This window comes from Stenotrophomonas bentonitica (genome assembly GCF_013185915.1).
Classification (GTDB): Bacteria; Pseudomonadota; Gammaproteobacteria; order Xanthomonadales; family Xanthomonadaceae; genus Stenotrophomonas; species Stenotrophomonas bentonitica.
Genome location: NZ_JAAZUH010000003.1, coordinates 108344 through 133487, shown reverse-complemented (window position 1 = coordinate 133487; position 25144 = coordinate 108344). Strand labels below are relative to the sequence as shown.

Genomic DNA, 25144 nt, shown 5'->3' with positions numbered 1-25144 from the left:
CTCTGCTCCGCTGCTCTTCACGCAGGCGGCAACACCTTCCCCGGATTGAGGATCCCGTCCGGATCCAGTGCCTGCTTGATCGCCCGCATCGCCGCCAGCGTGGCCGGCGTGAACGCCTGCGCCATGAAAGCGCGCTTGGCCAGGCCGATTCCATGCTCGCCCGACAGCGTGCCGCCCAACGCCAGCGTGAGCTCGAAGATCTTCGGCAGCGCGGCGTGCGCGCGTGCGTTCTCGTCGGCGTCGTCGGGGTGGTACAGGATGTTGACGTGCAGGTTGCCGTTGCCGGCATGGCCAAAGGTGACGATGGTCAGCGCGTACTGCTGCGCCAGCGCCTGCACCCCGGCCACCAGGTCGGGGATGCGCGACACCGGCACCACCACGTCTTCGTTGATCTTGCCCGGCGCGATGCTGCGCAGCGCCGGCGACAGCGCCTTGCGCGCCGCCCACAGTTTCTCGCGCGCGCTGCCTTCCATCGCCACGTCCAGCGCCAGCATGCCGTCGCCTTCGGCGGCGGTGGCCAGGGCCTGCAGCAGATAGGGCAGGGTGTCGTGGTCGCCATCCGCTTCGACCAGCAGCATCGCGCCGGCGGGCGGCACCTCGGCGCCGTTCCGGCGCAGCAGCTCCAGGCTGCGTGCGTCCATGAACTCCAGGCGGGTGGGCACCACCGGCTGCGCCATCAGCCGTGACACGGCGGCGGCCGCCGCATCGGCGTCGCGGTAGAGCACGCGCAACCCGGCCTGGGTCACCGGCAGCGGGGTCAGTTTCAGGGTGGCTTCGACGATCACCGCCAGCGTGCCCTCGCTGCCCACCAGCAGATGGGTCAGGTCGTAGCCGGTGGCATCCTTGGTGTAGGCGCCGCCGCACTGGATCAGTTCACCGGCACCGGTCACCGCCACCAGGCCGAGCACGTTGTCGCGGCTGGTGCCGTACTTCACCGCGCGCGGTCCGCCGGCATTGCACGCCAGGTTGCCGCCGATGCTGCAGATGTCCGCACTGGACGGATCCGGCGCCCAGAACAGGCCGTGTTCCACCAGCGCGTGCTGCAGGTCGCCGTTGAGCACGCCGGGTTCCACCACCGCGCAGCGGTTGCCCGGCTGGATCTCCAGGATGCGGTTCATGCGCGCCAACGACAGCACGATGCTGCCAGTGACCGGCACCGCCGCCCCGGTGGTACCGGTGCCCGCGCCGCGCGCCACGATCGGCACCGCGTGCGCGCGGCAGGCCTGCACGATGGCCACCACCTGGTCGCGCGTGATGGGCAGCGCAACGCCGGTCGGCAGCGCATGCCGCCACGAATTGTCCTGCGCATGCGCGGCCAGGGCAGCCGCATCGGTCCGCCAGCCATCCTCGCCGAGCAAGGCGGACAGCGTGGCAACGAATCCATCAGGTAGACGCATAAATTCCGGTAGTGCCGGCCGCCGGCCGGCTCCTCAAGACAATGATCGAAGCCATCAACAATCCTCCAACCGAAACGCATCCCGCAACCAGTTCAACCGCGGCGGCTCGCCACTGGCGTCCACCACATCGAACCGGCACGGCCCGCGCGCCAGCTCCGGGTGCGACAACAGGAACAGCTGCGCCGCCAGCACCAGCTTGCGCCGCTTGCGCAGGTCCACCGACGCCGCGCCGCCGCCAAAACGATCATCGGCGCGGTAACGCACTTCAACGAATACGGTGGTGACGCCATCGCGCATCACCAGGTCGAGCTCACCGCCCTTGTAGCGCACGTTGCGTGCGACCGGGCTCAGCCCGGCGCTGCGCAGATGGGCGAGCGCAGCGGTTTCCACCGCCGCACCCCGCTGTGCCCGCGCGGTCGCCACGTCACACTCAGTTGTTGGCCACCGGCATCGGACGGCCGCCGCTGAAGGTCGACCACGCCGGCACCCGCAGCACGTTGCCGTTGCTGTCCAGGAACAGGGTGCCGGTGGCGCCGGCCAGGCCGCCTTCGTTGGCGACCTTGTCCAGGTACGCGCTGATCTTCCACGCGTCGAACCCGAACGCGAACAGGCGCCCGGCCGCGCCGCGCGCGGTCGGCAGCATCTGCCCGGCGGTGGCGGCCGAGGGCAGGCCGGCCACGCCACGCACGTTCCAGGCTTCGTTCGGGTACACGATGCCGTCCAGTGCCATGTCTTCTTCCGGCTTGCCGGTGCCCAGGGTGAGCTGCGAGGTGCCCACGCGGGTGGCGCCGCCCACGCCGGCCAGGGCCAGCTGCGGGGCCAGTGCCCGCGCCTGCGGCGCCTTCACCGCCAGCAGCACGCCGTCCACCGCACCAGCGGCACGCACCTGCGCGCCGATATCGCCGACCGCATCGTTCACGCCCACCGTGGCCAGCACCTGGCCGCCGCGCTGGGTGAAGCGTTCGCGGAACGCCGCAGCGGTGCGGCGGCCGTTGTCGTCATTGCTGTGGATCACCAGCACCTTGCTGCGCTCGCGGCCGCGCAGGAATTCGGCGGCGATGATGCCGTCGTCTTCCGGGGCCAGCGAGAAACCGGCGCTGCCGGCCGGCGGGCTGCTCTTGCCGCGGTTCAAGGCCAGTACCGGTACCGGCAGCTGGGCGCGGCCGAACACCGCGTCCACTTCGTCGCGGCCGAGCGGCCCGACGATGAAGTCCGCGCCGGCGCCGACTGCCTTGTCGTACGCGGCAATGGCACCGTCCGGGGTACCGGCGGTATCGATGAACTGGATGTCCGGGCGCTGCCGGCTTTCGCCGTAGTAGCCGCTGAGCAGGCCGTCGCGCACCGGCTGTGCGGCGGTGGCGAGGCGGCCGCTGAGCGGCAGCAGCACCGCCATCTTCACCGGCGGCCGGTAGCCGTCGGCCATCGCCGGCGCACGCTTGCTCGTATCGAACTGGGCCACGCCGTCGCGGTCGAACGGGCGCGGCAGCGGCAGGCCGCGTGCGATCAGTGCGCGGCCTGCGAAGTTGTACAGCGGCTCGTTGGCCGGCAGCGCGGCGGCGCGGGCGCGCAGGGTGGCATCGTCGAGGGTGCCGAGCAGCCCGGCAATGGCCTGCTGGTTGTCCGCGCGGGCCTGGCCGCTGAGCGCGGCGTGCGCGCGGGCGCGCTCGGTGGCTGCGCCGATCGCGTCGCCGGTCGCCTGCAGCGCGTTGGCACGGGCCAGCTGCCAGCGGGTGCGCAGCGGGGCGGCGACGGTGTCGGAGGATTCCTTGAGGAAGGTCAGCGCCTGCGCCGGCTGCTTGTCGGCCAGGGCCAGCTCGGCGCTGGTCAGGTGGAAGCGCTGCAGGCTGGCGCCGCTGAGCTGGCGCGCGGTGACCTGGGTCAGCAGGGTGCGGGCGCGGGCGTTGTCGCCGGCCTCGTGCCAGGCGAAGGCCGCATCGGCGAGCACCGCGCTGCGCGCATTGCCGCGCAGCGTATTGGCCAGCGCTTCCAGCTGCACCGCGGCGTCACGCGGCTTGCCCTGGTCGATCAGCGCCAGTGCCTGGCTCTGCGCCGGCGAATCCGGGGCGCTGGTCAGGCTGGTCGTGGCGCAGCCGGCGAGCAGCAGCAGCGACAACGACAGGGCGGAGATCCGTGCGGCGGGCTTGTTCATGATCAGGTCCATTCGATGGGGTCTCGTACACGTTAGGATTCTACCCTTGACCTGTGAGTGCCGTTGCGATGAGTGCTGTCCCCACGCTGTATGTCGTTGCCACCCCGATCGGCAACCTGGCCGACCTGACGCCCCGGGCCCAGGAGGTCCTGCGTTCGGTGGCCGCGATCTGCGCCGAGGACACCCGCCGCAGCGGCCAGCTGCTGGCCCATTTCGGCATCCAGCAGCCGCTGGTGGCGCTGCACGACCACAACGAGGAGGCGCTGGCCCAGCGCATCGTGGCGCGCCTCCAGGCCGGCGAATCGCTGGCGCTGGTGAGCGATGCCGGCACCCCGCTGGTCAGCGACCCCGGCTACCGGCTGGTGCGTGCCGCGCGCGCGGCGGGCATCCGGGTCAGCCCGGTGCCGGGCGCCTGTGCGGCGATTGCCGCGCTCAGCGTGGCCGGCCTGCCCAGCGACCGCTTCACCTTTGAAGGCTTCCTGCCGGCCAAGGGCTCGGGTCGCCGCGAGCGCCTGCAGGCCCTCGCGGGGGAAACCCGTACGCTGGTGTTCTACGAATCCTCACACCGCATCGCGGAGTCGCTCGCGGACATGGCTGCCGCATTCGGCGCGGACCGCCCCGCGGTGCTGGCGCGCGAGCTCACCAAGCTGTTCGAAACCGTGCTCGACGGCGACCTGGCGGGTCTGCTCCAGCAGGTGGAAGCCGACGACAACCAGCGCAAGGGCGAGTTCGTGGTGATGGTGCAGGGCGCGGCGAACGACGAAGAAGCGCAGCTGGCCGAAGGGCGAAGGGTGTATGCCAAGCTCAGCGAACACCTGCCGCCGTCAACGGCGGCCAAGCTGGCGGCAGAGCTGACCGGCGCACCGCGCAAGGCGTTGTACGGGTCGTAAACGCCAGGTGCTTCAGGAGCCGCACTCCGAACGGTGTTAAGATGAGCGCGACGAAGCAGGCCAGGCAGTCGCGTCATCCCCGTCAAACGGGATGCCGAGGAAAGTCCGGGCTCCGCAGGGCAAGGTGCCAGGTAACGCCTGGGCGGCGCGAGCCGACGGAAAGTGCAACAGAAAGATACCGCCTACGTTCCCCTCGGGGAGCCGGTAAGGGTGAAATGGTGCGGTAAGAGCGCACCGCGAGTCTGGCAACAGACCGGCACGGCAAACCCCACCTGGAGCAAGACCAAATAGGGTCCTCATGGCGCGGCCCGCGTCGGGACCGGGTAGGTTGCTTGAGCGTCACGGTGACGTGGCGCCTAGAAGAATGACTGTCCACGACAAAACCCGGCTTATCGGCCTGCTTCGTCGCTCTTCTTTCGATATCTCCCGTCCGGCGTCATCGCGCCGGACGGGCGTTCGTTGTTTCCGCGCGTCATCCCCCGCCGTTCCGGTATTCCGCAGCCGAAATGAACTGAGAAAACGCCTCGCACCACACCACCACGGTGGTGTACGCGTTCACGTCCACGTTGGCCGGCACGTCCAGCAGGAAGCGCTCGAACGTCTTTACGTCGCCGATCAACTGCGCGTCCTGCTTGATCCGCAAAAAGCCGCCGCGGGTGTCCACGAATTCATTGGTCAGGTACACCTTGTAATCCGGGCCCGGCGCCATGCGGCCGTCGAAGGCGATTTGAGTGGTGCTTACGCTGACCGCTCCGTCGGCCCAGTGCACCGGGTCGCTGCCTCTCAAGGTGCGCTCGAAGCGGGCGGTGTAGTCGCTGTTGCCCATGGCCTCGGCCACGAGCGCGGCGCTCGGGCCGTCGGGCGCGGTCAGGATCGGCAGCAGGTAAACGCCGGCGCCGAATCCAACGGCGAGGGTCAGGGCGTGGGTGGCGAGCAGCAGGGTCAGTCGGCGGTTCATGGGGGATGTCCGGTAGGCAGGGGCGCAGTGCGCCCGCGGTGCGGGTGCACCGGTACCGGACAAGAGCGGGGCGTCAGCGGATTGGATGCGCGGGGCAGGGCGCCGCGTTCACCCGCCAGCGGGCATCGGCACTGGCGCGTCGGGGCCGACAGTCAGTGCGGTTTCGCCGATGCAGGCGCCAGACGGGTCGAAGCGACGCTCGCGGATGAAACCGTGGCCGTCCGCACCGAGCGCGATCACGGTGCTGGCGCGGGTGCCGTACTCCGGGCTGCGGATGAACGCCGAGGACAACCAGCGCTCGCGCTCCAGGCCGATCCCGGTGTCGGGCAGGGTGCTGTCGTCGGCACGGGTCTCGTCAGCCAGCGCCGCCCACAGCGGGGCCAGGTCTTCGCGGCCGGCATCGATCCAGGCCTGCATCGCAGCGTTCAGGCGCAGCGTCTTCGGCCACGGCGCGTCGAGGGGGCCGTTGGACATGCCGTGCACGCCCGGCGCCAGCGCCTGCTTCAGCAGCGGGTGGTTGCCCAGGAACTGGCAGCTGTCGCGGTCGGCCAGCAACAGGTTGAACGGCGCGAACGCCGCCGCATCGGCGCTGAGGGTGTCCACGAAGTCGGCGGCCGGGGTAGTCGCGCGCAGGTAATCGGCAACCAGGGCGCCACGCGACGGCCCAGCCTGCAGCGCCAGCGGGTCGCGCACGTTGGTCACTACGGCCATGCGGCCGTCGGCACCGACACCGGCCCAGGTACCGCCCGAGCGCAGGTCGCGCCCGGCCAGCAGGCCGCGGTCCGGTGCGGGCCAGGCCGCCAGCGCAGCCGTCGGGCGCTGGTGGAATTCATCGCGGTTGCCGGCCATCAGCAACTGCCAGCGGGGGTGGACCTTCCAGGCCAGGGCGAGCAGACACATGGCCCGCATTGTGCCGAATCTGCGCAGTCACGGGTTGGTCGCGACCGCGCGGCTACTGAATGCGCGCGGAGGTTTCACACCACCTCCACAGGCCTGAACTTCGACCCAATCTCAAAAATTGAGACGAAACAGCAACTTGTGGATAAGCCTTGAACAAGTCTCTAAACATTGCTGCAAGCCCTTGATGTCCAAGGCGATTTCCCGCCCGCAAAACTGTTGACAACCCCATGACCGCTGCTAAGGTGGGCAACAGAGGAGAAACCGGGTTTTTTGTGGTTTTTCGTGGTTCAATGTTTCACCGGGCGAAGGAAAGGTGCACGCGTCGTGTTTCAGGGCGAGACGGCCATCACAGTTGACGACAAAGGACGCATGGCGGTTCCGACCGCGCATCGTGACCTGGTCGCGCGCGTGAGCAACAACCGGCTGGTCCTGACCTACAACCCCTTCGAGTCCGGCTGCCTGTGGCTGTACGCCGAGCAGGAGTGGGAGCGGGTCCGCGACGACGTCATGGCCAAGCCCAACACACAGCGCGTCGTGCGCCTGCTGCAACAGAAGCTGGTCGGTTCGGCCGCGCATCTGGAGCTGGACGGCAACGGTCGCATCAGTATTCCGGCCAGCCACCGTGGTGCCGTTGGCATTGAAAAGAAGGCGGTGTTGCTCGGCATGGGCGACAAATTCGAATTGTGGAGCGAGCAGGCTCATCGCGCATTGATCCAGCAGACGTTGTCTGACACGGATCTGGGCGACGGGTTGCTCGATTTGAAGTTGTGAGCCGGGGTGCCCGGGTGCGCGGAGGCGCGCAGACCGGTCACCTTCCGGTGTCGCAGTCGCCGGCGGGCCACCTGCCGGTCCTGTACACGCAGGTCCTGGACGGCCTGAGGGTGATCGAAAACGGAACGTATCTCGATGGCACGTTTGGTCGTGGCGGCCATGCCCGCGGCGTGCTCGAGCAACTCGGTCCCGGAGGCCGGCTGCTGGTCATGGACAAGGATCCCGAAGCGATTGCGGTAGCCGAGCGCGATTTCGCGCCGGACCCGCGCGTGGCGATCTTCCGTGGCAGCTTCGCCGACCTGCTGCACTGGAACGAAACCGCCGACGGCCTGGACGGGGTGCTGTTCGACCTGGGCGTCTCGTCGCCGCAGCTGGACGTAGCCGAGCGTGGTTTCAGCTTCGGCAAGGACGGTCCGCTGGACATGCGCATGGACCCGGACAGCGGCGAAAGCGCCGCGCAGTGGCTCAACCGCGTGGAAGAGCGTGAGCTGATGGATGTGCTGTGGACCTATGGCGAAGAGCGCCAGGGGCGCCGCATCGCCCGTGCGATCATCGCGCGCCGCGAGAAGCAGCCGTTCTCCCGCACCGCCGAACTGGCCGAACTGATCGCCTCGGTGATGCCGCGTGGGAAAGACAAGATCCACCCGGCCACGCGCAGCTTCCAGGCCATCCGCATCCACATCAACCGCGAACTGGCCGACCTTGAAGCCGGCCTGGACGCGGCGATGGCGCGGCTGAAGCCCGGTGGCAGGCTGGCAGTGATCAGCTTCCACTCGCTGGAAGACCGCATCGTCAAGCAGTTCATGAACCGCCACGCCAAGGCGCCACCGAGCAACCGCCGGTTGCCCGAGCTGGCCGCGTTCGTGCCGACGCTGGACCTGGTCGGCGGTGCCATCAAGGCCGAGGGCGACGAGCTGGCGGTCAATCCGCGCTCGCGCAGCGCCGTGCTGCGCGTGGCCGAAAAGCGCGCGGTGGCCGCATGAGCCGCCTGCTGCTGGTCGTGCTGCTGGCCTGCACCATCGCCTCGGCGATCGGTGTGGTGTTCATGCGCCACCGCCATCGGCAGACTTTCGTCGAGCTGTCGCGCGTGGAGCGCGCCCGCGACGAACTGAACATCGAGTTCGGCCGCCTGCAGCTGGAACAGGCGACCCTGGCAGAAGCCACCCGCGTCGACCGCGTGGCGCGCGAGCGGCTGGGCATGAAGTTCCCGGAAGCGGCCGACGTCGTAGTGGTGCGGCCATGAACAAGACCGGCCGCAACCGTGCCCGCAACAGCTTCAACCTGCGCCAGCGCCTGAAGTGGGTGGGACTGGCGCTGGGCCTGTGCTCGGTCTCGCTGGTCGGTCGCGCCGCCTACGTGCAGCTGGTCAACAGCGACTTCTACCAGCGCCAGGGCGAAGCGCGTTACCTGCGCGAACTGCCGATCAACACCTCGCGCGGCATGATCACCGACCGCAACGGCGAGCCGGTGGCGGTGTCGACCCCGGTCGCCTCGATCTGGGTCAATCCGCAGGAACTGATGCGCGCCCCGGACCGCATCCCGGAGCTGGCCACCGCGCTGGGCATGCCGCTGGACGAGCTCTCCACCAAGCTCAGCCAGAAGGCCGACAAGGAATTCATGTACCTGCGCCGCCGGATCAACCCGGACGATGCGGAGAAAGTGGTGGCGCTGAAGATTCCGGGCGTGGCCTCGCAGCGCGAGTTCCGTCGCTTCTACCCGCAGGGTGAGGCGATGGCGCACGTGCTCGGCTTCACCAATATCGACGACCGCGGCCAGGAAGGGCTGGAGCTGGCCTTCGACGAATGGCTGCGCGGCAAGGCCGGCGCCAAGCGCGTGATCCGCAACCGCAAGGGCGACACGGTCGAAAGCGACCTGCTGCGCGCCGCCGAGCCGGGCAAGGACCTCACCCTCAGCATCGACCGCCGCATCCAGTTCCTGGCCTTCAAGGAACTGCGCAACGCGCTGATCGCGAACAAGGCCGCTGGCGGTTCGATGGTGATCATGGACGTGGCCACCGGCGAAGTGCTGGCGATGGTCAACCTGCCGACCTACAACCCCAATTCGGTGGGCGGCGCCGCGCCGGACACCCGCCGCAACCGCGCGGTGACCGACCTGGTCGAGCCGGGTTCGACCATGAAGCCGCTGACCATCGCCTCGGCGCTGCAGTCCGGCGTGGTCACCAAGGACACCACGGTCGACACCAACCCGGGCTACATGGCGATCGGCCGCTATACGATCAAGGACGTGCCGCGCAACAACGGCGTGCTCAACGTCACCGGCGTGATCACCCGCAGCTCGAACATCGGTGCGGCCAAGATCGCCGCGAAGATGCCCGACCAGGTGTTCTACGACCACGTGCACAGCTTCGGCTATGGCTCGTCGCCGCACAGCGGCTTCCCGGGGGAATCGGCTGGCGTATTCCCGAGTCCGGCGCGCTGGAGCGGTTCGTCCAAGACCACCATGTCCTACGGCTACGGCCTGAACGTCACCCCGTTGCAGATTGCCACCGCCTACTCGGCGCTGGGCAACGGCGGCAAGCTGATCGCCCCGACCTTCGTCAAGGGCCAGCGCAACGAAGGCAAGCAGATCATCGACGAAAAAATCGCCAAAGAGGTCGTGGCGATGATGGAAACCGTGGTCACCCAGGGCGGCGCCAAGCAGGCGGCGGTGCTGGGCTACCACGTGGCCGGCAAGACCGGCACCGCGCGCAAGGCCGGCCCCGGTGGCTACGAGCGTGGTCATTACAACTCGCTGTTCGCCGGCGTGGTGCCGGCCAGCAACCCGCGCTTCGCCACGGTGATCGTGATCAACGATCCGCAGGCCGGCACGTACTACGGCGGCCTGGTCTCGGCCCCGGTGTTCCACAACGTCATGGAAGGCGCGCTGCGCCTGATGGACGTGCCGCCGGACGATATCGACTCCTGGCTGGCCGCGCAGCAGTCCGGAAAGATGGGCCATGCCGCCACATCGCTGCCGACCCCGCCGCCTGCCGATGCAGTGCTTGCGCCCGACGCCGCCGCCGAATTCGATGCCGCGCTGCCCAGCGCGCACGCCACGTTGCCGCCCGCGCAGGGAGGCACGCAATGAGCCAGATGATGTTGCTTTCGCAGTTGCTTCCCGATGTGGCGCTCAGCCACGACCCGTCGATCACTGGCCTGGTGCTGGACAGCCGCGCGGTGCGCCCCGGCAATGCCTTCGTGGCGATTGCCGGTTTCGGCGCGCACGGGCTGGGCTTTGTCGACCAGGCCCGCGCCGCCGGTGCGGCCGCGATCCTGTTCGATCCGCCGGCCCCGGCCGAGCTGCCGGCCCCGGCCGACGCCATTGCCGTGCCCGGGCTGCGCAGCCGCATGGGCGGCATGGCCGACCAGTTCCACGGTCACCCGTCACGGGCGATGACCATGGTCGGGGTGACCGGCACCAACGGCAAGACCTCCACCGTGCAGCTGCTGGCCCAGGCCTGGCACCTGCTCGGTACCACCAGCGGCAGCATCGGCACGCTCGGCGTCGGCCTGTACGGCAACGTCGTGCCGACCGGCTTCACCACCCCGCTGGTGCTGCAGATGCATGAAGTGCTGGCGCAGCTGCGCGACCAGGGCGCGCGTGCGGTGGCGATGGAAGTCAGCTCGCACGCGCTCGACCAGGGCCGCGTGGATGCCGTGCATTACGACGTGGCGGTGTTCACCAACCTCACCCGCGACCATCTCGACTACCACGGCGACATGGCCCAGTACGGCGCGGCCAAGGCCAGGCTGTTCCACCGCGCCGGCCTGAAGGCGGCGGTGGTCAACCTGGACGACAGCTTCGGCAGCGAACTGCTGCGTACCGTCGACGCAGGCGTGCAGCAGATCGGGGTCAGCTCGCGCGGCGCGCAGCACGCCACCCTGCTTGCCGACTCGCTGCGCCTGGATGGCCGCGGCATCGCCTTCGACCTGGTGGTCGATGGCGTGCGCCACCCGGTGCAGTCGCCGCTGCTGGGCCGCTTCACCGTGGACAACCTGCTCGGCGTGGCCGGTGCGCTGTTCGCGCTGGGCCACGTACCGGCCGACATCGCCGCGCTGCTGTCGCAGCTGCAGCCGATTGCCGGACGCATGAACCGGCTTGGCGGCAGCGACGGCCAGCCGACCGTGGTGATCGACTACGCACATACCCCCGACGCGCTGGAACAGGCGCTGTCCAGCCTGCACGGGCACCTGGCCGGGCGCCTGTTCTGCGTGTTCGGCTGCGGCGGCGAACGCGATACCGGCAAGCGCCCGCAGATGGCGGCCATTGCCGAGCGCCTGGCCAACGTCGTGATCGTCACCGACGACAACCCGCGCGGCGAAGACGGCGACGTCATCGTGGCCGACATCGTGGCCGGCCTGGCCCGCCCGGCGTCGGCCACCGTGCAGCGCGACCGCGCCGCGGCGATCGCCACCGCGATCGGCGAGGCGGGCGAGGGCGACATCGTGCTGATCGCCGGCAAGGGCCACGAGCCCTACCAGGAAATCCACGGCGTGCAGTACCCGTTCAACGACACCGAAGTGGCGGCCCGCGTGCTGTCGCAGCGGCAGGAGGGCGCACGATGAAGCGCACCCCGCTGTCGCTGATCGCGCATTGGGCCGGTGGCGAGATCCATGGCGAAGACACCGCCATCGACGCCATCAGCAACGACACCCGCACCCTCGCACCGGGCAGCCTGTACGTGGCCCTGCGCGGCGAGCGTTTCGACGGCCATGACTTCGCCGCCGACGCGGTGGCGCGCGGCGCCAGCGCGATGCTGGTCGAACGCCTGCTCGACGTGGCCGTGCCGCAGATCGTGGTCGGCGACAGCGAGCATGCGCTCGGACGCATTGCCGCCGGCATGCAGCGCGACCGCAGCGCCGCGGTGTTCGCGATCACCGGCAGCAACGGCAAGACCAGCGTCAAGAGCCTGCTGCTGGCGATCCTGGAGCAGGTCGCGCGCGAGCGCGGCGCGGTGGTGTATGCCAACCCGGGCAACCGCAACAACGAGATCGGCCTGCCACTGGCGGTGATCGACGCCCCCGAAGACGCCGACTTCGCCGTCTACGAGATGGGTGCCGGCAAGCCGGGCGACATCGCCTACCTCACCGACATCGCCCGCCCGCAGTACGCGCTGGTCAACAACATCGCGCCGGCGCACCTGGAGCGGATGGGCAGCCTGCAGGGCGTGGCCAGCACCAAGGGCGCGATCTACGCCGCCCTGCCGGCCGACGGCGTGGCCGTGATCAACGCCGACGACGCCTATGGCGCCTGGTTCGAACAGCACGTGGTCGGCCAGCCGCCGCGCAGCCGCGTGCTGCGCTATGCGCTGGACCACAGTGCCGACGTCACCGCGCAGGCAATCAAGTCGGCCGCCGACGGCAGCCAGTTCACCCTGGTCGCCCCGACCGGCGCGGTCAGCCTCACGCTGGCGCTGCCGGGCCGCCACAACATCAGCAACGCGCTGGCCGCGGCTTCGCTGGCGCTGGCCGCCGGCATCGGCCTGGACAGCATCGCCGCCGGCCTGGCCCGCGCCGAACCGGTGCCGGGCCGCCAGATCGCGCACCGCCTGCCCAGTGGCGCGGTGCTGGTCGACGACAGCTACAACGCCAACCCCGGTTCGCTGGCGGCCGCCATCGACGCGCTGGCCGCGTCGAAGGACGAGGCCTGGCTGGTGCTGGGCGACATGCGCGAACTCGGCCCCGATGGCGAGGCCCTGCACGCGCAGGCCGGTCGCCGTGCGCGCGAGGCCGGGCTGAAGCGCCTGTACACCCTGGGCACCCTGAGCGCGGCTGCATCGCAGGCGTTCGGCGAAGGCGGCCGCCACTTCCAGAGCCATGACGCGCTCGCCGCGGCGCTGGCCGACGAACTGCATGCTGGCGTGCGCTGCCTGGTCAAGGGCTCGCGCGGCAGCGCCATGGACAAGATTGTGAAAGCGCTGCTGGCGCGAGGAGAGGAAACCCCCCATGTTGCTTGAACTGGCTCGATGGCTGCAGCAGTTGGAGAGCCTGTTCGGCTTGTTCGGCTACCTGACCCTGCGCGGCATTCTCGCTGCGCTTACCGCGCTGTTCCTGTCGCTGTGGCTGGGCCCGGCGATGATCCGCAAGCTGGCCCAGTTCAAGGGCGGCCAGCCGATCCGCACCGACGGCCCGCAGACCCACTTCTCCAAGGCCGGCACGCCGACCATGGGCGGTTCGCTGATCCTGCTCACCATCACCCTGTCGGTGCTGCTGTGGGCCGACCTGCGCAACCGCTATGTGTGGGTGGTGCTGGCGGTGATGCTGTGCTTCGGCGCGATCGGCTGGTACGACGACTGGATCAAGATCGTGCGCCGCGACCCGAACGGCCTGAAGTCGCGCTGGAAGTACCTGCTGCAGTCGATCTTCGGCCTGGCCGCCGGCCTGTTCCTGTTCTACACCGCCGACGTGCCGGCCGCGCTGACCTTCTACATCCCGATGTTCAAGTCGGTGGCGCTGCCGCTGGCCGGGATCAGCTTCGTGGCCATCGCCTACTTCTGGATCGTCGGCTTCTCCAACGCGGTCAACCTGACCGACGGCCTGGACGGGCTGGCGATCATGCCGACCGTGCTGGTCGCCTGTGCGCTGGGCGTGTTCGCCTACGCCTCGGGCAACGTGGTGTTCTCCAACTACCTGCAGATCCCGCAGATCCCGGGCGCCGGTGAGCTGGTCATCATCTGCGCGGCCATCGCCGGCGCGGGCCTGGGCTTCCTGTGGTTCAACACCTACCCGGCCATGGTGTTCATGGGCGACATCGGCGCACTGGCGCTGGGCGCGGTGCTGGGCACCATCGCCGTGATCACCCGCCAGGAGCTGGTGCTGGTGATCATGGGTGGCGTGTTCGTGATCGAGACGCTGTCGGTGATGATCCAGGTCGCCTCGTTCAAGCTCACCGGCAAGCGCGTGTTCCGCATGGCGCCGATCCACCACCACTTCGAACTCAAGGGCTGGCCGGAGCCGCGCGTGATCGTGCGCTTCTGGATCATCTCGGTGGTGCTGGTGCTGATCGGCCTGGCCACGTTGAAGGTCCGCTGATGAACGACCTGTCGCGCCAGGCAACCCGTCTTGAAGCCATCGGAGGCCACTTCGACAAGTGGCTGCTGGGCGCGATCATCGCGCTCACCGGGCTGGGCGTGGTGATGGTCGCGTCGAGCTCGATCGCGCTGATGAGCAGCCCGTTCTACTACCTCAACCGCCACCTGGTCTTCCTGGCGGTCGGTATCGTGCTGGCCGGCATCGCCATGCGCACCGAGCTCAAGAGCATCGAGCAGTACAACCAGATGCTGCTGCTGGGCTGCTTCGCGCTGCTGGTGGTGGTGTTCATTCCCGGCCTGGGCAGCAGCGTCAACGGCGCCCGCCGCTGGATCAACCTGGGCTTCTCCAAGTTCCAGACCGTCGAAGCGGTGAAGGTGCTCTACATCGTGTGGCTGTCCAGCTACCTGGTGCGCTTCCGCGACGAGGTCAATGCGACCTGGCCGGCGATGCTCAAGCCGCTCGGCGTGGCCGGCGCGCTGGTGGTGCTGCTGCTGCTGCAGCCTGACTTCGGTTCCTCGACCCTGCTGCTGGCGATCACCGCCGGCATGCTGGTGCTGGGCGGGGTGAACCTGCCGCGCATGTCGATGCCGATCGTGTTCGGCCTGGTGGCGATGAGCGCGCTGGCGATCATCGAGCCGTACCGCATGCGCCGCATCACCTCGTTCTGGGACCCCTGGGCCGACCAGCAGGGCGACGGCTACCAGCTGTCCAACGCGCTGATGGCGGTGGGCCGTGGCGAGTGGACCGGCGTCGGCCTGGGCAACTCGGTGCAGAAGCTCTACTACCTGCCCGAAGCGCACACCGACTTCATCTTCTCGGTCACCGCCGAGGAGCTGGGCTTCGTCGGCACCTGCCTGATCGTGGCGCTGTATGCGCTGCTGGCCGGGCGCGCGTTCTGGATCGGCATGCGCTGCGTGGAGATGAAGCGCCACTTCTCCGGCTACATCGCCTTCGGCATCGGCCTGTGGGTGAGCATGCAGAGCTTCGTTTCGATCGGCGTGAACCTGGGCATCCTGCCGACCAAGGGCCTGACCCTGCCGCTGATCTCCTCGGGCGGCTCGAGCATCCTGATGACCTGCGTGGCGATGGGCCTGCTGCTGCGCGTGTCCTACGAACTGGACCGTGCCGAACGCCGCCAGGCGGTGCGCATGGGCGCGGCCGACCTCGACGAGGCGGCACCGGTCGAAGCACCGGCCAGCGCCAGCGCGGTGGCTGCCGCCATGCAGGAACGCGAGCCGCGCGCCGCCGCGCACCGCGACAGCGCCCCGCGCGGCACCAGCCGCATGCAGCAGCGCATTGAACCGACCCTGGGGAGGATGGGATGAACGCCTCTTCTTCGCAGAGTCCGGTGATGATCATGGCCGGCGGCACCGGCGGCCACATTTTCCCCGGCCTGGCCGTGGCCCGGGTGCTGCGCGCGCGCGGCATCCCGGTGACCTGGCTGGGCAGCGACGGCGGCATGGAAACCCGGCTGGTGCCGCAGCACGACATCCACATCGACACGCTGGCGATCAGCGGCCTGCGCGGCAAGGGCAAGCTGGCCCTGCTGACCGCGCCCGGGCGCCTGCTGCGCGCGGTGCGCTCGGCCGGCTTCCTGATCCGCGACCGCCAGCCGCGTGCGGTGATCGCCTTCGGCGGCTTCGCCTCCGGTCCGGGCGGGCTGGCCGCGCGCCTGCACGGCCTGCCGCTGCTGGTGCACGAACAGAACCGCGCGCCGGGCCTGACCAACCGCGTGCTGTCGCGCTTCGCGCGGCGCCTGTTGACCGGCTTCCCGGGCAGCTTCGCGCAGCGCGAGGAGGCCGTGGGCAACCCGGTCCGCGCAGAAATCGCCGCGATCGCCGCGCCGGAACAGCGCCTGGCCGACCGCCAGGGCCCGCTGCGGCTGCTGGTGCTCGGGGGCAGCCAGGGAGCCCGCGCGCTCAACAACGCGGTGCCGCAGGCACTGGCCGCGATGGGCGACAGCGTGGCCGTGCAGGTGCGCCACCAGAGCGGCGAAAAGCTGCACGCTGAAGCGCTGAAGGCCTACCAGGACGCGGGCGTCAGCGCGCAGGTGGAACCGTTCATCGCCGACATGGCCGAAGCCTTCGGCTGGGCCGACCTGGTGGTGTGCCGTTCCGGTGCCTCCACCCTGGCCGAGCTCTGCGCGGTCGGCGTGGGCAGCGTGCTGGTGCCGTTCGCCGCCGCGGTCGACGACCACCAGACCCGCAATGCCGAATACCTGGTCGAGCGTGGCGCGGCCGTGCTGCTGAAGCAGGACGACGCGCTCGCCACTGCACTGCAGGGCGTGCTGCGCGAGCTGGCCACGAATCCCGGCCGACGCATGCAGATGGCCGTGGCCGCGCGTGCGCTGGCCAAGGTCGATGCCGCAGAGCGCATCGCCGACATCATCCTCGAGGAATCCAAATGAACACCGCTACGCGAGGCCGCGCATGATCCGCCGCCTTCACGACACCAATGACCTGGTGCGCGCCTTCCCGCGCGTGCATTTCGTCGGCATTGGCGGCACCGGCATGAGCGGCATCGCCGAAGTGATGCTGACCCTGGGCTATGAAGTGTCCGGTTCGGACAACGCCGACAACGCCGCGACCCGTCGCCTGGCCAGCCTGGGCGCGCGCGTGATGCGCGGCCATTCGGCGGCCAACGTGCTGGGCACCGACTGCGTGGTGGTCTCCAGCGCGATCCGCGAAGACAACCCGGAACTGATGGAAGCGCGCAGCCAGCGCATTCCGATCATGCAGCGCGCGGCCATGCTGGCCGAACTGATGCGCTTCCGCCGCGGCATCGCGGTGGCCGGCACCCACGGCAAGACCACCACCACCAGCCTCACCGCAGCGGTGCTGAGCGAAGGCGGGCTGGACCCGACCTTCGTGATCGGCGGCCAGCTGCTGGCGGCCGGTGCCAACGCCAAGCTCGGCGGTGGCCAGTGGCTGGTGGCCGAGGCCGACGAAAGCGACGGCAGCTTCCTGCGCCTGAACCCGCTGGTCTCGATCATCACGAACATCGACGCCGACCACCTGGAAAACTACGGCAACGACTTCGGCCGCGTGCAGGCCGCCTTCGCCGAATTCCTGCAGCGCCTGCCGTTCTACGGCCTGGCCGTGCTGTGCATCGACGACCCGGAAGTGGCCGCGCTGGCCGCGCAGACCCCGCGCCACGTGATGAGCTACGGCATGAGCAGCAACGCCGACGTGCGCGCCGAAGACGTGGTCCAGGACGGCCCGCGCATGCGCTTCACCCTGCGCCTGCCGGAAGGCAGCAGCCATCCGGTGACCCTGGCCCTGCCGGGCGCGCACAACGTGCTCAACGCCCTGGCCGCTGCTGCGGTGGGCTGGCAGCTGGGCGTGGCCCCGGACGCCATCGCGCGCGCGCTGGAAAGCTTCGCCGGCATCGGCCGCCGCTTCAACGACCTGGGCATCGTCACCACGAAGTCGGGTGCGCGCGTGCGCGTGATCGACGACTACGGCCACCACCCGCGCGAGCTGGCAGCGGTGTTCGCCGCCGCCCGTGGCGGCTGGCCGGACCAGCGCCTGGTCGTGGCCTTCCAGCCGCACCGCTACAGCCGCACCCGTGACCAGTTCGATGCGTTCGCCGCCGTGCTGTCCGAAGTGGACGCGCTGGTCCTGAGCGAGGTCTACCCGGCCGGCGAAGCGCCGATTCCCGGTGCCGACTCGCGTTCGCTGGCGCGCGCCATCCGCGCGCGCGGCCGCAGCGAGCCGGTCGTGGTCGGCGTCGCGGCCGAGCTGCAGAACGTGCTGCCCGACGTCCTGCAGGACGGCGACCTGCTGCTGATGATGGGCGCAGGCGATATCGGCCATGTTGCCCACGTCGTCGCTACCGAAGGTTTTGGGGAGGGTCCTGCCGCATGAACACGCCTGTCTTCCCGCCGCTGCGCGTCACCGATCCGGCCATGTTCGGCCGTGTCGCCGTGCTGCTGGGCGGCACCTCCAGCGAACGCGAAGTTTCGCTGGATTCCGGTCGCAACGTGATCGAGGCGCTGCGCGCGCGCGGCGTCAATGCGATCGCCGTGGACGGCATCCCGGCGCTGACCCTGGCGCTGGTGGAAAAGCGCTTCGACCGCGTCTTCAACATCCTGCACGGCCACAACGGTGGCGGCGAGGACGGCATCGTGCAGGGACTGATGGAAGCCTTCGGCGTGCCTTACACCGGTTCGGACGTGCTCGGCTCCGCGCTGGGCATGGACAAGATCCGCACCAAGCAGGTCTGGCTGTCGCTGGGCCTGCCGACCCCGCAGTACCGCAAGGTCACGGCCGAAACCGTCCACGCGCACGCGGCCGAACTCGGCCTGCCGGTGGTGGTCAAGCCGGCCAACGAAGGCTCCAGCGTGGGCATCAGCCGGGTTACCGACGAGGCCGGCCTGGACGACGCGGTGGCGCTGGCCGCCCGCTACGACGGCCAGCTGCTGATGGAGCAGATGGTGGTCGGCGACGAACTCACCGTAGGCATCCTCGGCGACCAGGCGTTGCCGTCGATCCGGATCGTGCCCAAGGGCCAGTGGTACGACTACAACGCCAAGTACCTGGCCGACGACACCCAGTACCTGTGCCCGGGCCTGGACGGTGACGACGAAGCTGAAATCCGCCGCATCGCATTGGAGGCGTTCCGCGCCGCCGGTTGCCGCGGCTGGGGCCGCGTGGACGTGATGCGCGACCGCGCCAGCGGCCGTTTCTACCTGCTCGAGGTGAACACCGCGCCGGGCATGACCAGCCATTCGCTGGTACCCAAGGCGGCCGGCCAGGCGGGGATCGGCTTTGAAGAGCTGGTCTGGCGCGTACTCGAACAGACCGTGGAGACCGCCCACGCATGAACGCGGCGCTGCGCATCTTCGTCTGGTTGCTGGCCCTGTCGCTGGTGGCGCTGCCCGTGGTGGCGGTGCTCAACGGCTGGGTCGGTGCCGAACGCTGGCCGTTGGCCAAGCTGCGCGTGCACGGCGAGTTCAAGCGGGTCCCGGCCGAACAGCTGCAGCAGGTGGTGCTGCCGTATGCGCGCTCGGGCTTCTTCGCGGTCAAGCTGCAGGACGCCCAGGACGCGATCGAAACGCTGCCCTGGGTCGAGAGCGCGCAGGTCCGCAAGCAGTGGCCGGACGTGCTGGAAATCACCCTGGTCGAGCACAAGCCGTTCGCGCGCTGGGGCAAGGACCGGCTGCTGTCCGAGCAGGGCAAGCTGTTCGCCACCCCGCAGAAGCTGCAGGACCTCAAGCTGCCCGACCTCGATGGTCCGGACACCCAGACCCAGGAAGTGGTGGCGCTGTACAACGACGCGCGCGCGCTGTTCGCGCCGGCTGGGGTCGACGTGACCCGGGTCAGCATGGACGCGCGCGGCAGCTGGTCGCTGCAGCTGAGCAACGGCACCGAAGTTGTGGTCGGCCGCGACGACGCGCGCTCGCGCCTGCAGCGCTTCGTGCGCGTGCTGCCGCAGCTGGCCAACCAGCAGGTGCCGATCGAGCGCGCCGACCTCCGCTATACCAATGGTTTCACGCTGAGCTGGGGTACCCCGGCCGCGGCCGCGCCGGCCAATGTGGCGCACAGCACGCAGGACAGGACATGAATCGCAAGGGTGACAAATCGCTGATCGTCGGCTTGGACATCGGCACCTCCAAGGTGGTCGCGCTGGTCGGCGAGTATTCGCCGGGCAATCCGATCGAGGTGATCGGCATCGGCTCGCATGAGTCGCGCGGCCTCAAGCGCGGCGTGGTGGTGGACATCGAATCCACCGTGCAGTCGATCCAGCGCGCGGTCGAAGAGGCCGAGCTGATGGCCGGCTGCGAGATCCGCTCGGTGTATGCCTCGATCTCGGGCAACCACGTGCAGTGCAAGAACTCGCCGGGGATCGTGCCGATCCGCGACGGCGAAGTGACTTGGGGCGACCTCGACCGCGTGCTGGATGCGGCCAAGGCGGTGGCGATCCCGGCCGACCAGAAGATCCTGCATGCGATCCCGCGCGAATACGTGCTGGACGACTCGCAGGAAGGCATCCGCAACCCGGTCGGCATGACCGGCGTGCGCCTGGAAGTGCATGCCCACCTGGTGGTGTGCGCGCAGTCGGCGGCGGCCAACATCAGCAAGTGCGTGCAGCGCTGCGGGCTGCAGGTGGACGACCTGGTGCTGTCCTCGCTGGCCTCCAGCGTCGCGGTGCTGACCGCCGACGAGCGCGAGCTGGGCGTGGTGCTGGTCGACATGGGCGCCGGCACCACCGACCTGGCCGTGTTCGTGCAGGGCGCGATCTGCCACACCGCCTCGCTGCCGATCGCCGGCGACCACGTCACCAACGACATCGCGCACATGCTGCGCACGCCGACCCCGGAAGCCGAGCAGATCAAGGTGCGCTACGCCTGCGCCCTGGCCCAGCTGGCCACCGCCGAGGAAAGCATCCAGGTGCCCAGCGTCGGCGATCGTCCGCCGCGCCGGATGCCGCGCCACGCGCTCGCCCAGGCGGTGCAGGGCCGTTACGAAGAGATCTTCGAGATGGTGCAGGCCGAACTGCGCCGTTCCGGTTTCGAGGAACTGGTGCGCGCCGGCATGGTGCTCACCGGTGGCGCCTCGAAGATGGAAGGCGTGGTCGAACTGGCCGAGGAAATGCTGCAGATGCCGGTCCGCGTGGGCATTCCGCAGCACGTCACCGGGCTGGGCGAAGTGGTCGGCAATCCCGTGCACGCCACCGGCGTGGGCCTGCTGCTGATGGGCAGCCAGACCGAACACCCGCGCCGTCCGTCGCTGCCCACCGGGCGCGCGGGCAGCATGTTCAACAAACTCAAGACATGGTTCCGGGGCGAATTCTGACGCCCCGGGGCGATACCGCCGGTTGACCATCGGCGTGCTTCAAACCGGGAAACATTCCGGCGCACCACACCGCTACATACATAACCCACACAGCCGCAACGGCAACATGCAGCGCAATGGCAGGACGCCAACGCGCCCATGCTTACCAGAAGCGGATACAACGAGGACACGGACATGGCGCATTTCGAACTGATTGAGAAGATGGCACCCAATGCGGTGATCAAGGTGATCGGCGTGGGCGGCGGCGGCGGCAACGCCGTGGCGCACATGGTCAGCACCAGCGTGGACGGCGTGGAATTCATCACTGCCAACACCGACTCGCAGGCCATCAAGAATTGCGGTGCCAAGCTGCAGCTGCAGCTCGGTACCAACGTCACCAAGGGCCTGGGCGCAGGCGCGAATCCGGAAGTCGGCCGCCAGGCCGCGCTGGAAGACCGCGAGCGCATCATGGACGCCCTGCAGGGCGCGGACATGGTGTTCATCACCGCCGGCATGGGCGGTGGCACCGGTACCGGCGCTGCACCGGTGGTGGCACAGCTGGCCAAGGAAATGGGCATCCTGACCGTGGCCGTGGTCACCAAGCCGTTCCCGTTCGAAGGCCGTCGCCGCATGCAGGTCGCGCTGAAGGGCATCGAAGAGCTGAGCCAGCACTGCGACTCGCTGATCACCATTCCGAACGAAAAGCTGATCACCGTGCTTGGCCGCAACGCCACCATGATCCAGGCCTTCCGTGCCGCCAACGACGTGCTGCAGGGCGCCGTGCAGGGCATCGCCGACCTGATCGTGCGTCCGGGCCTGATCAACGTCGACTTCGCCGACGTGCGCACCGTCATGTCCGAAATGGGCCTGGCGATGATGGGTACCGGCACCGCCCGTGGCGACGACCGCGCCCAGGCCGCCGCCGAAGCCGCCATCCAGAACCCGCTGCTGGACGATGTGAACCTGGCCGGTGCCAACGGCATCCTGGTCAATATCACCGCCGGCGCCGACTTCACCATGGCCGAGTTCGACGAGATCGGCCGCACCATCGACGGCTTCGCCTCCGAAGACGCCACCGTGGTGGTCGGTACCGTGCTGGATCCGGACATGCAGGACGAGGTCCGCGTGACCGTGGTCGCCACCGGCCTGAACCGTGCCGTGGCCGCCAAGAGCCAGCGCCCGGGCGAGCGCGCACCGATCAAGCTGGTCCGCAACGCCACCACCGGCCAGCCGGAGTTCGGCGACTTCGACAACGGCGGCGACGCGGTGTCCAAGGCTGTCGGCGGCATGGGCCTGGGCCTGCGTCGTCCCAGCGCTGACACCGTGGCCGCATCGGCACCGGCGTCCTCGGGTCCGGCCACGGCCGAACTGCCCAACGATTACCTGGACATCCCGGCGTTCCTGCGCCGCCAGGCGGACTGAGGATCGCCAGCCGGGGCCTTGTCCTCCCCGGTGAGCGCCTCCATGTCCCTTGCTGCCGGGCCAGGATGGGCCCGGCAGTCTGCCGTCTCCGGTTCAGAAAGGAGCGGTGGTAGTGCGTGTTATTCTTGTTTGTCACTGCCGCGCTGACCGCGCGCTTCCCCCGGTTGCCCCCATGATCCCCCAACGCACCCTCAAGAACACGATCCGCGCCACTGGCGTTGGCCTGCACAGCGGTGACAAGGTCTACATGACCCTGCGCCCGGCGCCGGTCAATCACGGCATCGTGTTCCGGCGCGTGGACCTGGACCCGGTGGTGGAAGTGCCGGCCCGTGCCGACCTGGTCACCGAAGTGACCCTGTGCACCGGGCTGACCTGCAACGACGCCAAGATCCAGACCGTCGAACACCTGATGTCGGCCCTGGCCGGCCTGGGCGTGGACAACATCATCGTGGAGCTGTCCTCGGCCGAGCTGCCGATCATGGACGGTTCCTCCGGCCCGTTCGTTTTCCTGCTGCAGTCGGCAGGCATCGCCGAACAGGACGCGCCGAAACGCTTCATCCGCATTCTCAAGACGGTGGAAGTGACCGACGGCGACAAGGTCGCCCGCTTCGAGCCCTATGAAGGCTACAAGCTCGGTTTCACCATCCAGTTCGACCATCCGATGATCCCGGCCAAGCAGTCGCGCGCCGAGATCGAGTTCTCCACGGCCGCCTACACCAAGGAAATCGCCCGCGCGCGCACCTTCGGCTTCATGCGCGACCTGGAGTACATGCGCGAGCGCAACCTCGGCCTGGGCGGTTCGATGGACAACGCCATCGTGCTCGACGAATTCCGCGTGCTCAACGACGACGGCCTGCGTTACGCCGACGAGTTCGTGCGCCACAAGATCCTCGACGCGATCGGCGACCTCTACCTCGCCGGCGGCCAGGTGCTTGGCGCCTACGAAGGCTTCAAATCCGGCCACGCGCTCAACAACAAGCTGGTGCGCGCCCTGCTGGCCGATGCCAGCGCCTGGGAGTGGGTGAGCTACGAGGCCCCGAGCAGCGACGTGCCGGTGGTGTACGGCGTACCTGCCTACGCGTAAGTGATTGAAAACGTTGAAAAGCGAACGGCGCCCACGGCGCCGTTCTGCATTCCGGGCCGCGCCCGGATGTGATGTTGATGTCAATGAACCGTCTACGTACCGTGGTCACATTTTTGTGAACCCGATCCCGTTTCCGACCAACTTTAACGTTTATTTAATAAAAGAATAACGACTGGTCGACCCAGCGCGGCTACAGTGACCGCCGGCTCCCTGCCAGATTCACATCACTGTGACGACGACGGGGAAGGGGCGGGACGCCCCGATGCCTGCGGGTCGCGGATCAGTCCACGTCCTTCAGACAGGCCAACGCGTCGCGTAGCCCTTTGTGCGTGGCGGCTGAAACTGCCTGGGGGCCATTCCTGTTGTCGATCGCTGGGGAGCGTGGAGGAGGGGCAGCCGCAGTTTTGACGGTCACCTTGGTGACCTTCAGCCCGATGGACCGGGCCGCGTCGATCAACTGTGCTTCGGCAAGCCGGACCTTGGCATGCCACACAGCGGAGTCGACGACAAAAACGAGGTGTTCGCCGTTTACATTCGCCAGCCGGCAACGGGTGGCCAGGGTAGGCGGCAGATGGGGGCGCAACTGACGGTCCAGCGTGTCGAGCCACAGCGCACGACGCAGCGGGTTGCTGGTTTTGCCATCCATGACTGCATCCAGCGCCGGTTTCGGCGTTGTTGCAGGACGGGCACTGGATTTCGGCTCAGACATGAAAACTCACTGATGGCATTCAAAAAGATCGTAATCAAAACGCGTGAAGGACAGGCCAAGACGCCGCTTGCGCGTTTGCGTTTCTACTTCGAGGACAGGCCCCGCGCCCTGCTGGGCAGCGTGCTCGGCCTCGGCTGCGTGATCGGCCTTGGTGCCGGCCTGGCTGGCAGCATGTTCAATGATTCCCGGCTCCACGCCAAGGTCGCCCAGCAGGAGCGCGACCTGGCCAAGGCCCAGCAGGACGCGCAGACCCAGGTCAACGCGCTGGCCGCCCGGATGGGCGAGCTCCAGGCGCAGGCGACCCGGCTCAACGCGCTCGGCGAGCGCCTGACCCAGATGGGCAAGCTGGAAGACGGCGAGTTCGACTTCAACGAGACCCCCGGCCTCGGTGAAGGCGAACCCGGCCCGACCCAGGACATCCCGGTCAGCGACGTCAATGCCGACTTACAGGTGCTGGAGCAGCGCTTTGCTGCTTCAGGCCGCCAGTTGTCGGTGATGGAGTCGCTGATGTTCGACCATCAGCTGGACCAGAACGCCGTGCCGGGTCGCATGCCGATCCGCAACAGCTACATCACCTCCAGCTTCGGCGGTCGTGCCGACCCGTTCGGTCGCGGTCGGGGCAACCACAAGGGCATCGACTTCCATGCCAAGGTCGGCGACCCGGTGATGTCCGTGGCCGACGGGGTGGTCAGCTTCGCCGGCGTGAAGGGTGGCTATGGCAACGTGGTCGACGTCGACCATGGCAACGGCTATGTGACCCGCTACGCGCACAATTCGCGCCTGGTGGTGAAGGCCGGCGAGCTGGTCCGGGCCGGGCAGGAAGTGGCCAAGGCCGGTTCCACGGGCCGTTCCACCGGTGCCCACGTGCACTTCGAGGTCTGGGAACGCGGCCAGGTGGTTAACCCGCGCAAGTTCCTGGGCGACGGCGGCAACACCCCGGTCGGGCGGGTCTCCCGCGGCTGAGGGCTGCATCTGGCGGATCGCGGGCGCTTGAAACCAAGTGCCCTCGTCCCAAGCTACAATGGGTGTTGCCATAGACAGGGCGCGATGCGCCCTG

General features: G+C 68.8%; 22 protein-coding genes, 1 other RNA gene and 1 pseudogene. 18 read left to right on the top strand and 6 right to left on the bottom strand.

Features of this window, described 5'->3' with window-relative positions:
- Positions 1-17 precede the first annotated feature (17 nt).
- The 3 genes from HGB51_RS16550 to HGB51_RS16540 are packed head-to-tail and all read right to left on the bottom strand — an operon-like array spanning position 18 to position 3546.
- Entirely contained in the window at positions 18-1397 is a 1380-nt protein-coding gene (locus tag HGB51_RS16550) for an FAD-binding oxidoreductase (protein ID WP_070207769.1), read from the bottom strand.
- 54 nt (positions 1398-1451) lie between these two features.
- The gene (locus HGB51_RS16545; protein ID WP_070207770.1) at positions 1452-1820 is read right to left on the bottom strand and encodes a YraN family protein; all 369 of its coding nucleotides are present in this window, start codon (positions 1818-1820) and stop codon (positions 1452-1454) included.
- Between the two features lie 7 nt (positions 1821-1827).
- Positions 1828-3546 carry a penicillin-binding protein activator gene (locus tag HGB51_RS16540; protein ID WP_070207779.1) on the bottom strand — a complete coding sequence of 573 codons (1719 nt, stop codon included), beginning with the start codon at positions 3544-3546 and terminating at the stop codon, positions 1828-1830.
- Between the two features lie 68 nt (positions 3547-3614).
- Between HGB51_RS16540 and rsmI the strand changes: the two genes are divergently transcribed.
- Positions 3615-4436 (top strand): 16S rRNA (cytidine(1402)-2'-O)-methyltransferase, encoded by an 822-nt coding sequence (gene rsmI, locus HGB51_RS16535; protein ID WP_070207771.1) that lies wholly within the window; start codon positions 3615-3617, stop codon positions 4434-4436.
- A 52-nt stretch (positions 4437-4488) separates the two neighbouring features.
- An RNA gene (gene rnpB, locus HGB51_RS16530) (RNase P RNA component class A) lies at positions 4489-4844 on the top strand.
- 64 nt (positions 4845-4908) lie between these two features.
- On the opposite strand, the gene HGB51_RS16525 is transcribed toward rnpB, so the two are convergent.
- Both HGB51_RS16525 and HGB51_RS16520 read right to left on the bottom strand, forming a co-directional pair.
- On the bottom strand, positions 4909-5394 hold the full coding sequence (locus tag HGB51_RS16525) for a DM13 domain-containing protein (protein ID WP_070207772.1): 486 nt from the start codon (positions 5392-5394) through the stop codon (positions 4909-4911).
- Between the two features lie 108 nt (positions 5395-5502).
- Positions 5503-6294 (bottom strand): NRDE family protein, encoded by a 792-nt coding sequence (locus tag HGB51_RS16520; protein WP_070207773.1) that lies wholly within the window; start codon positions 6292-6294, stop codon positions 5503-5505.
- 324 nt (positions 6295-6618) lie between these two features.
- Here HGB51_RS16520 and mraZ point away from each other — a divergent pair, with 324 nt between their 5' ends.
- From mraZ to lpxC, 15 genes and pseudogenes are all read left to right on the top strand, one after another.
- Positions 6619-7065: a division/cell wall cluster transcriptional repressor MraZ gene (gene mraZ, locus HGB51_RS16515; protein WP_070207774.1), complete on the top strand. Its 447-nt coding sequence runs from the start codon at positions 6619-6621 to the stop codon at positions 7063-7065.
- 14 nt (positions 7066-7079) lie between these two features.
- The gene (gene rsmH / locus HGB51_RS16510; protein WP_070207775.1) at positions 7080-8048 is read left to right on the top strand and encodes a 16S rRNA (cytosine(1402)-N(4))-methyltransferase RsmH; all 969 of its coding nucleotides are present in this window, start codon (positions 7080-7082) and stop codon (positions 8046-8048) included.
- Positions 8045-8308 (top strand): cell division protein FtsL, encoded by a 264-nt coding sequence (gene ftsL, locus HGB51_RS16505; RefSeq protein ID WP_068849221.1) that lies wholly within the window; start codon positions 8045-8047, stop codon positions 8306-8308. Before rsmH ends, ftsL begins: the two co-directional genes overlap by 4 nt.
- The gene (locus HGB51_RS16500) at positions 8305-10152 is read left to right on the top strand and encodes a peptidoglycan D,D-transpeptidase FtsI family protein (protein WP_070207776.1); all 1848 of its coding nucleotides are present in this window, start codon (positions 8305-8307) and stop codon (positions 10150-10152) included. Before ftsL ends, HGB51_RS16500 begins: the two co-directional genes overlap by 4 nt.
- The gene (locus HGB51_RS16495) at positions 10149-11630 is read left to right on the top strand and encodes a UDP-N-acetylmuramoyl-L-alanyl-D-glutamate--2,6-diaminopimelate ligase (RefSeq protein WP_171966900.1); all 1482 of its coding nucleotides are present in this window, start codon (positions 10149-10151) and stop codon (positions 11628-11630) included. The genes HGB51_RS16500 and HGB51_RS16495 overlap by 4 nt, the downstream gene beginning before the upstream one ends.
- On the top strand, positions 11627-13021 hold the full coding sequence (locus HGB51_RS16490) for a UDP-N-acetylmuramoyl-tripeptide--D-alanyl-D-alanine ligase (RefSeq protein WP_070209167.1): 1395 nt from the start codon (positions 11627-11629) through the stop codon (positions 13019-13021). The genes HGB51_RS16495 and HGB51_RS16490 overlap by 4 nt, the downstream gene beginning before the upstream one ends.
- Positions 13011-14096 (top strand): phospho-N-acetylmuramoyl-pentapeptide-transferase, encoded by a 1086-nt coding sequence (mraY, locus tag HGB51_RS16485; RefSeq protein ID WP_068849228.1) that lies wholly within the window; start codon positions 13011-13013, stop codon positions 14094-14096. Before HGB51_RS16490 ends, mraY begins: the two co-directional genes overlap by 11 nt.
- Positions 14096-15421, top strand: coding sequence for a putative lipid II flippase FtsW (gene ftsW / locus HGB51_RS16480; RefSeq protein WP_070209166.1), 1326 nt, complete (start codon positions 14096-14098; stop codon positions 15419-15421). The genes mraY and ftsW overlap by 1 nt, the downstream gene beginning before the upstream one ends.
- A complete protein-coding gene (murG, locus tag HGB51_RS16475; protein ID WP_070209165.1) occupies positions 15418-16503 on the top strand; it encodes an undecaprenyldiphospho-muramoylpentapeptide beta-N-acetylglucosaminyltransferase in 1086 nt (361 codons plus the stop codon). Before ftsW ends, murG begins: the two co-directional genes overlap by 4 nt.
- A gap of 22 nt (positions 16504-16525) precedes the next feature.
- Complete coding sequence (gene murC, locus HGB51_RS16470) at positions 16526-17962, top strand: UDP-N-acetylmuramate--L-alanine ligase (protein ID WP_070209164.1); 1437 nt, start codon at positions 16526-16528, stop codon at positions 17960-17962.
- A complete protein-coding gene (locus tag HGB51_RS16465) occupies positions 17959-18921 on the top strand; it encodes a D-alanine--D-alanine ligase (protein WP_070209163.1) in 963 nt (320 codons plus the stop codon). The genes murC and HGB51_RS16465 overlap by 4 nt, the downstream gene beginning before the upstream one ends.
- Positions 18918-19595, top strand: a pseudogene (locus HGB51_RS16460) (cell division protein FtsQ/DivIB); the annotation flags it as partial. The gene HGB51_RS16465 and the pseudogene HGB51_RS16460, both read left to right, overlap by 4 nt.
- Before the next feature lie 62 nt (positions 19596-19657).
- Positions 19658-20893, top strand: a complete 1236-nt coding sequence (gene ftsA, locus HGB51_RS16455; RefSeq protein WP_070209161.1) for a cell division protein FtsA — start codon at positions 19658-19660, stop codon at positions 20891-20893.
- A gap of 174 nt (positions 20894-21067) precedes the next feature.
- Positions 21068-22294 (top strand): cell division protein FtsZ, encoded by a 1227-nt coding sequence (gene ftsZ / locus HGB51_RS16450; RefSeq protein WP_070209160.1) that lies wholly within the window; start codon positions 21068-21070, stop codon positions 22292-22294.
- A gap of 172 nt (positions 22295-22466) precedes the next feature.
- Positions 22467-23378, top strand: a complete 912-nt coding sequence (gene lpxC / locus HGB51_RS16445) for a UDP-3-O-acyl-N-acetylglucosamine deacetylase (protein WP_070209159.1) — start codon at positions 22467-22469, stop codon at positions 23376-23378.
- A gap of 280 nt (positions 23379-23658) precedes the next feature.
- Here the strand turns inward: lpxC and HGB51_RS16440 are convergent, their stop codons facing one another.
- On the bottom strand, positions 23659-24087 hold the full coding sequence (locus HGB51_RS16440) for a DciA family protein (RefSeq protein ID WP_070209158.1): 429 nt from the start codon (positions 24085-24087) through the stop codon (positions 23659-23661).
- A 12-nt stretch (positions 24088-24099) separates the two neighbouring features.
- Here HGB51_RS16440 and HGB51_RS16435 point away from each other — a divergent pair, with 12 nt between their 5' ends.
- On the top strand, positions 24100-25050 hold the full coding sequence (locus HGB51_RS16435) for a M23 family metallopeptidase (protein WP_070209157.1): 951 nt from the start codon (positions 24100-24102) through the stop codon (positions 25048-25050).
- Positions 25051-25144 lie beyond the last annotated feature (94 nt).

What these genes read in the sequence shown, in the direction of transcription:
- HGB51_RS16550 (WP_070207769.1), bottom strand. Translation starts at nt 1,397, where the DNA reads ATGCGTCTACCTGATGGATTCGTTGCCACGCTGTCCGCCTTGCTCGGC.
- HGB51_RS16540 (WP_070207779.1), bottom strand. Translation starts at nt 3,546, where the DNA reads ATGAACAAGCCCGCCGCACGGATCTCCGCCCTGTCGTTGTCGCTGCTG.
- rsmI (WP_070207771.1), top strand. Translation starts at nt 3,615, where the DNA reads ATGAGTGCTGTCCCCACGCTGTATGTCGTTGCCACCCCGATCGGCAAC.
- HGB51_RS16525 (WP_070207772.1), bottom strand. Translation starts at nt 5,394, where the DNA reads ATGAACCGCCGACTGACCCTGCTGCTCGCCACCCACGCCCTGACCCTC.
- HGB51_RS16520 (WP_070207773.1), bottom strand. Translation starts at nt 6,294, where the DNA reads ATGTGTCTGCTCGCCCTGGCCTGGAAGGTCCACCCCCGCTGGCAGTTG.
- ftsL (WP_068849221.1), top strand. Translation starts at nt 8,045, where the DNA reads ATGAGCCGCCTGCTGCTGGTCGTGCTGCTGGCCTGCACCATCGCCTCG.
- HGB51_RS16500 (WP_070207776.1), top strand. Translation starts at nt 8,305, where the DNA reads ATGAACAAGACCGGCCGCAACCGTGCCCGCAACAGCTTCAACCTGCGC.
- HGB51_RS16495 (WP_171966900.1), top strand. Translation starts at nt 10,149, where the DNA reads ATGAGCCAGATGATGTTGCTTTCGCAGTTGCTTCCCGATGTGGCGCTC.
- HGB51_RS16490 (WP_070209167.1), top strand. Translation starts at nt 11,627, where the DNA reads ATGAAGCGCACCCCGCTGTCGCTGATCGCGCATTGGGCCGGTGGCGAG.
- mraY (WP_068849228.1), top strand. Translation starts at nt 13,011, where the DNA reads ATGTTGCTTGAACTGGCTCGATGGCTGCAGCAGTTGGAGAGCCTGTTC.
- ftsW (WP_070209166.1), top strand. Translation starts at nt 14,096, where the DNA reads ATGAACGACCTGTCGCGCCAGGCAACCCGTCTTGAAGCCATCGGAGGC.
- murG (WP_070209165.1), top strand. Translation starts at nt 15,418, where the DNA reads ATGAACGCCTCTTCTTCGCAGAGTCCGGTGATGATCATGGCCGGCGGC.
- murC (WP_070209164.1), top strand. Translation starts at nt 16,526, where the DNA reads ATGATCCGCCGCCTTCACGACACCAATGACCTGGTGCGCGCCTTCCCG.
- HGB51_RS16465 (WP_070209163.1), top strand. Translation starts at nt 17,959, where the DNA reads ATGAACACGCCTGTCTTCCCGCCGCTGCGCGTCACCGATCCGGCCATG.
- ftsA (WP_070209161.1), top strand. Translation starts at nt 19,658, where the DNA reads ATGAATCGCAAGGGTGACAAATCGCTGATCGTCGGCTTGGACATCGGC.
- ftsZ (WP_070209160.1), top strand. Translation starts at nt 21,068, where the DNA reads ATGGCGCATTTCGAACTGATTGAGAAGATGGCACCCAATGCGGTGATC.
- lpxC (WP_070209159.1), top strand. Translation starts at nt 22,467, where the DNA reads ATGATCCCCCAACGCACCCTCAAGAACACGATCCGCGCCACTGGCGTT.
- HGB51_RS16440 (WP_070209158.1), bottom strand. Translation starts at nt 24,087, where the DNA reads ATGTCTGAGCCGAAATCCAGTGCCCGTCCTGCAACAACGCCGAAACCG.
- HGB51_RS16435 (WP_070209157.1), top strand. Translation starts at nt 24,100, where the DNA reads ATGGCATTCAAAAAGATCGTAATCAAAACGCGTGAAGGACAGGCCAAG.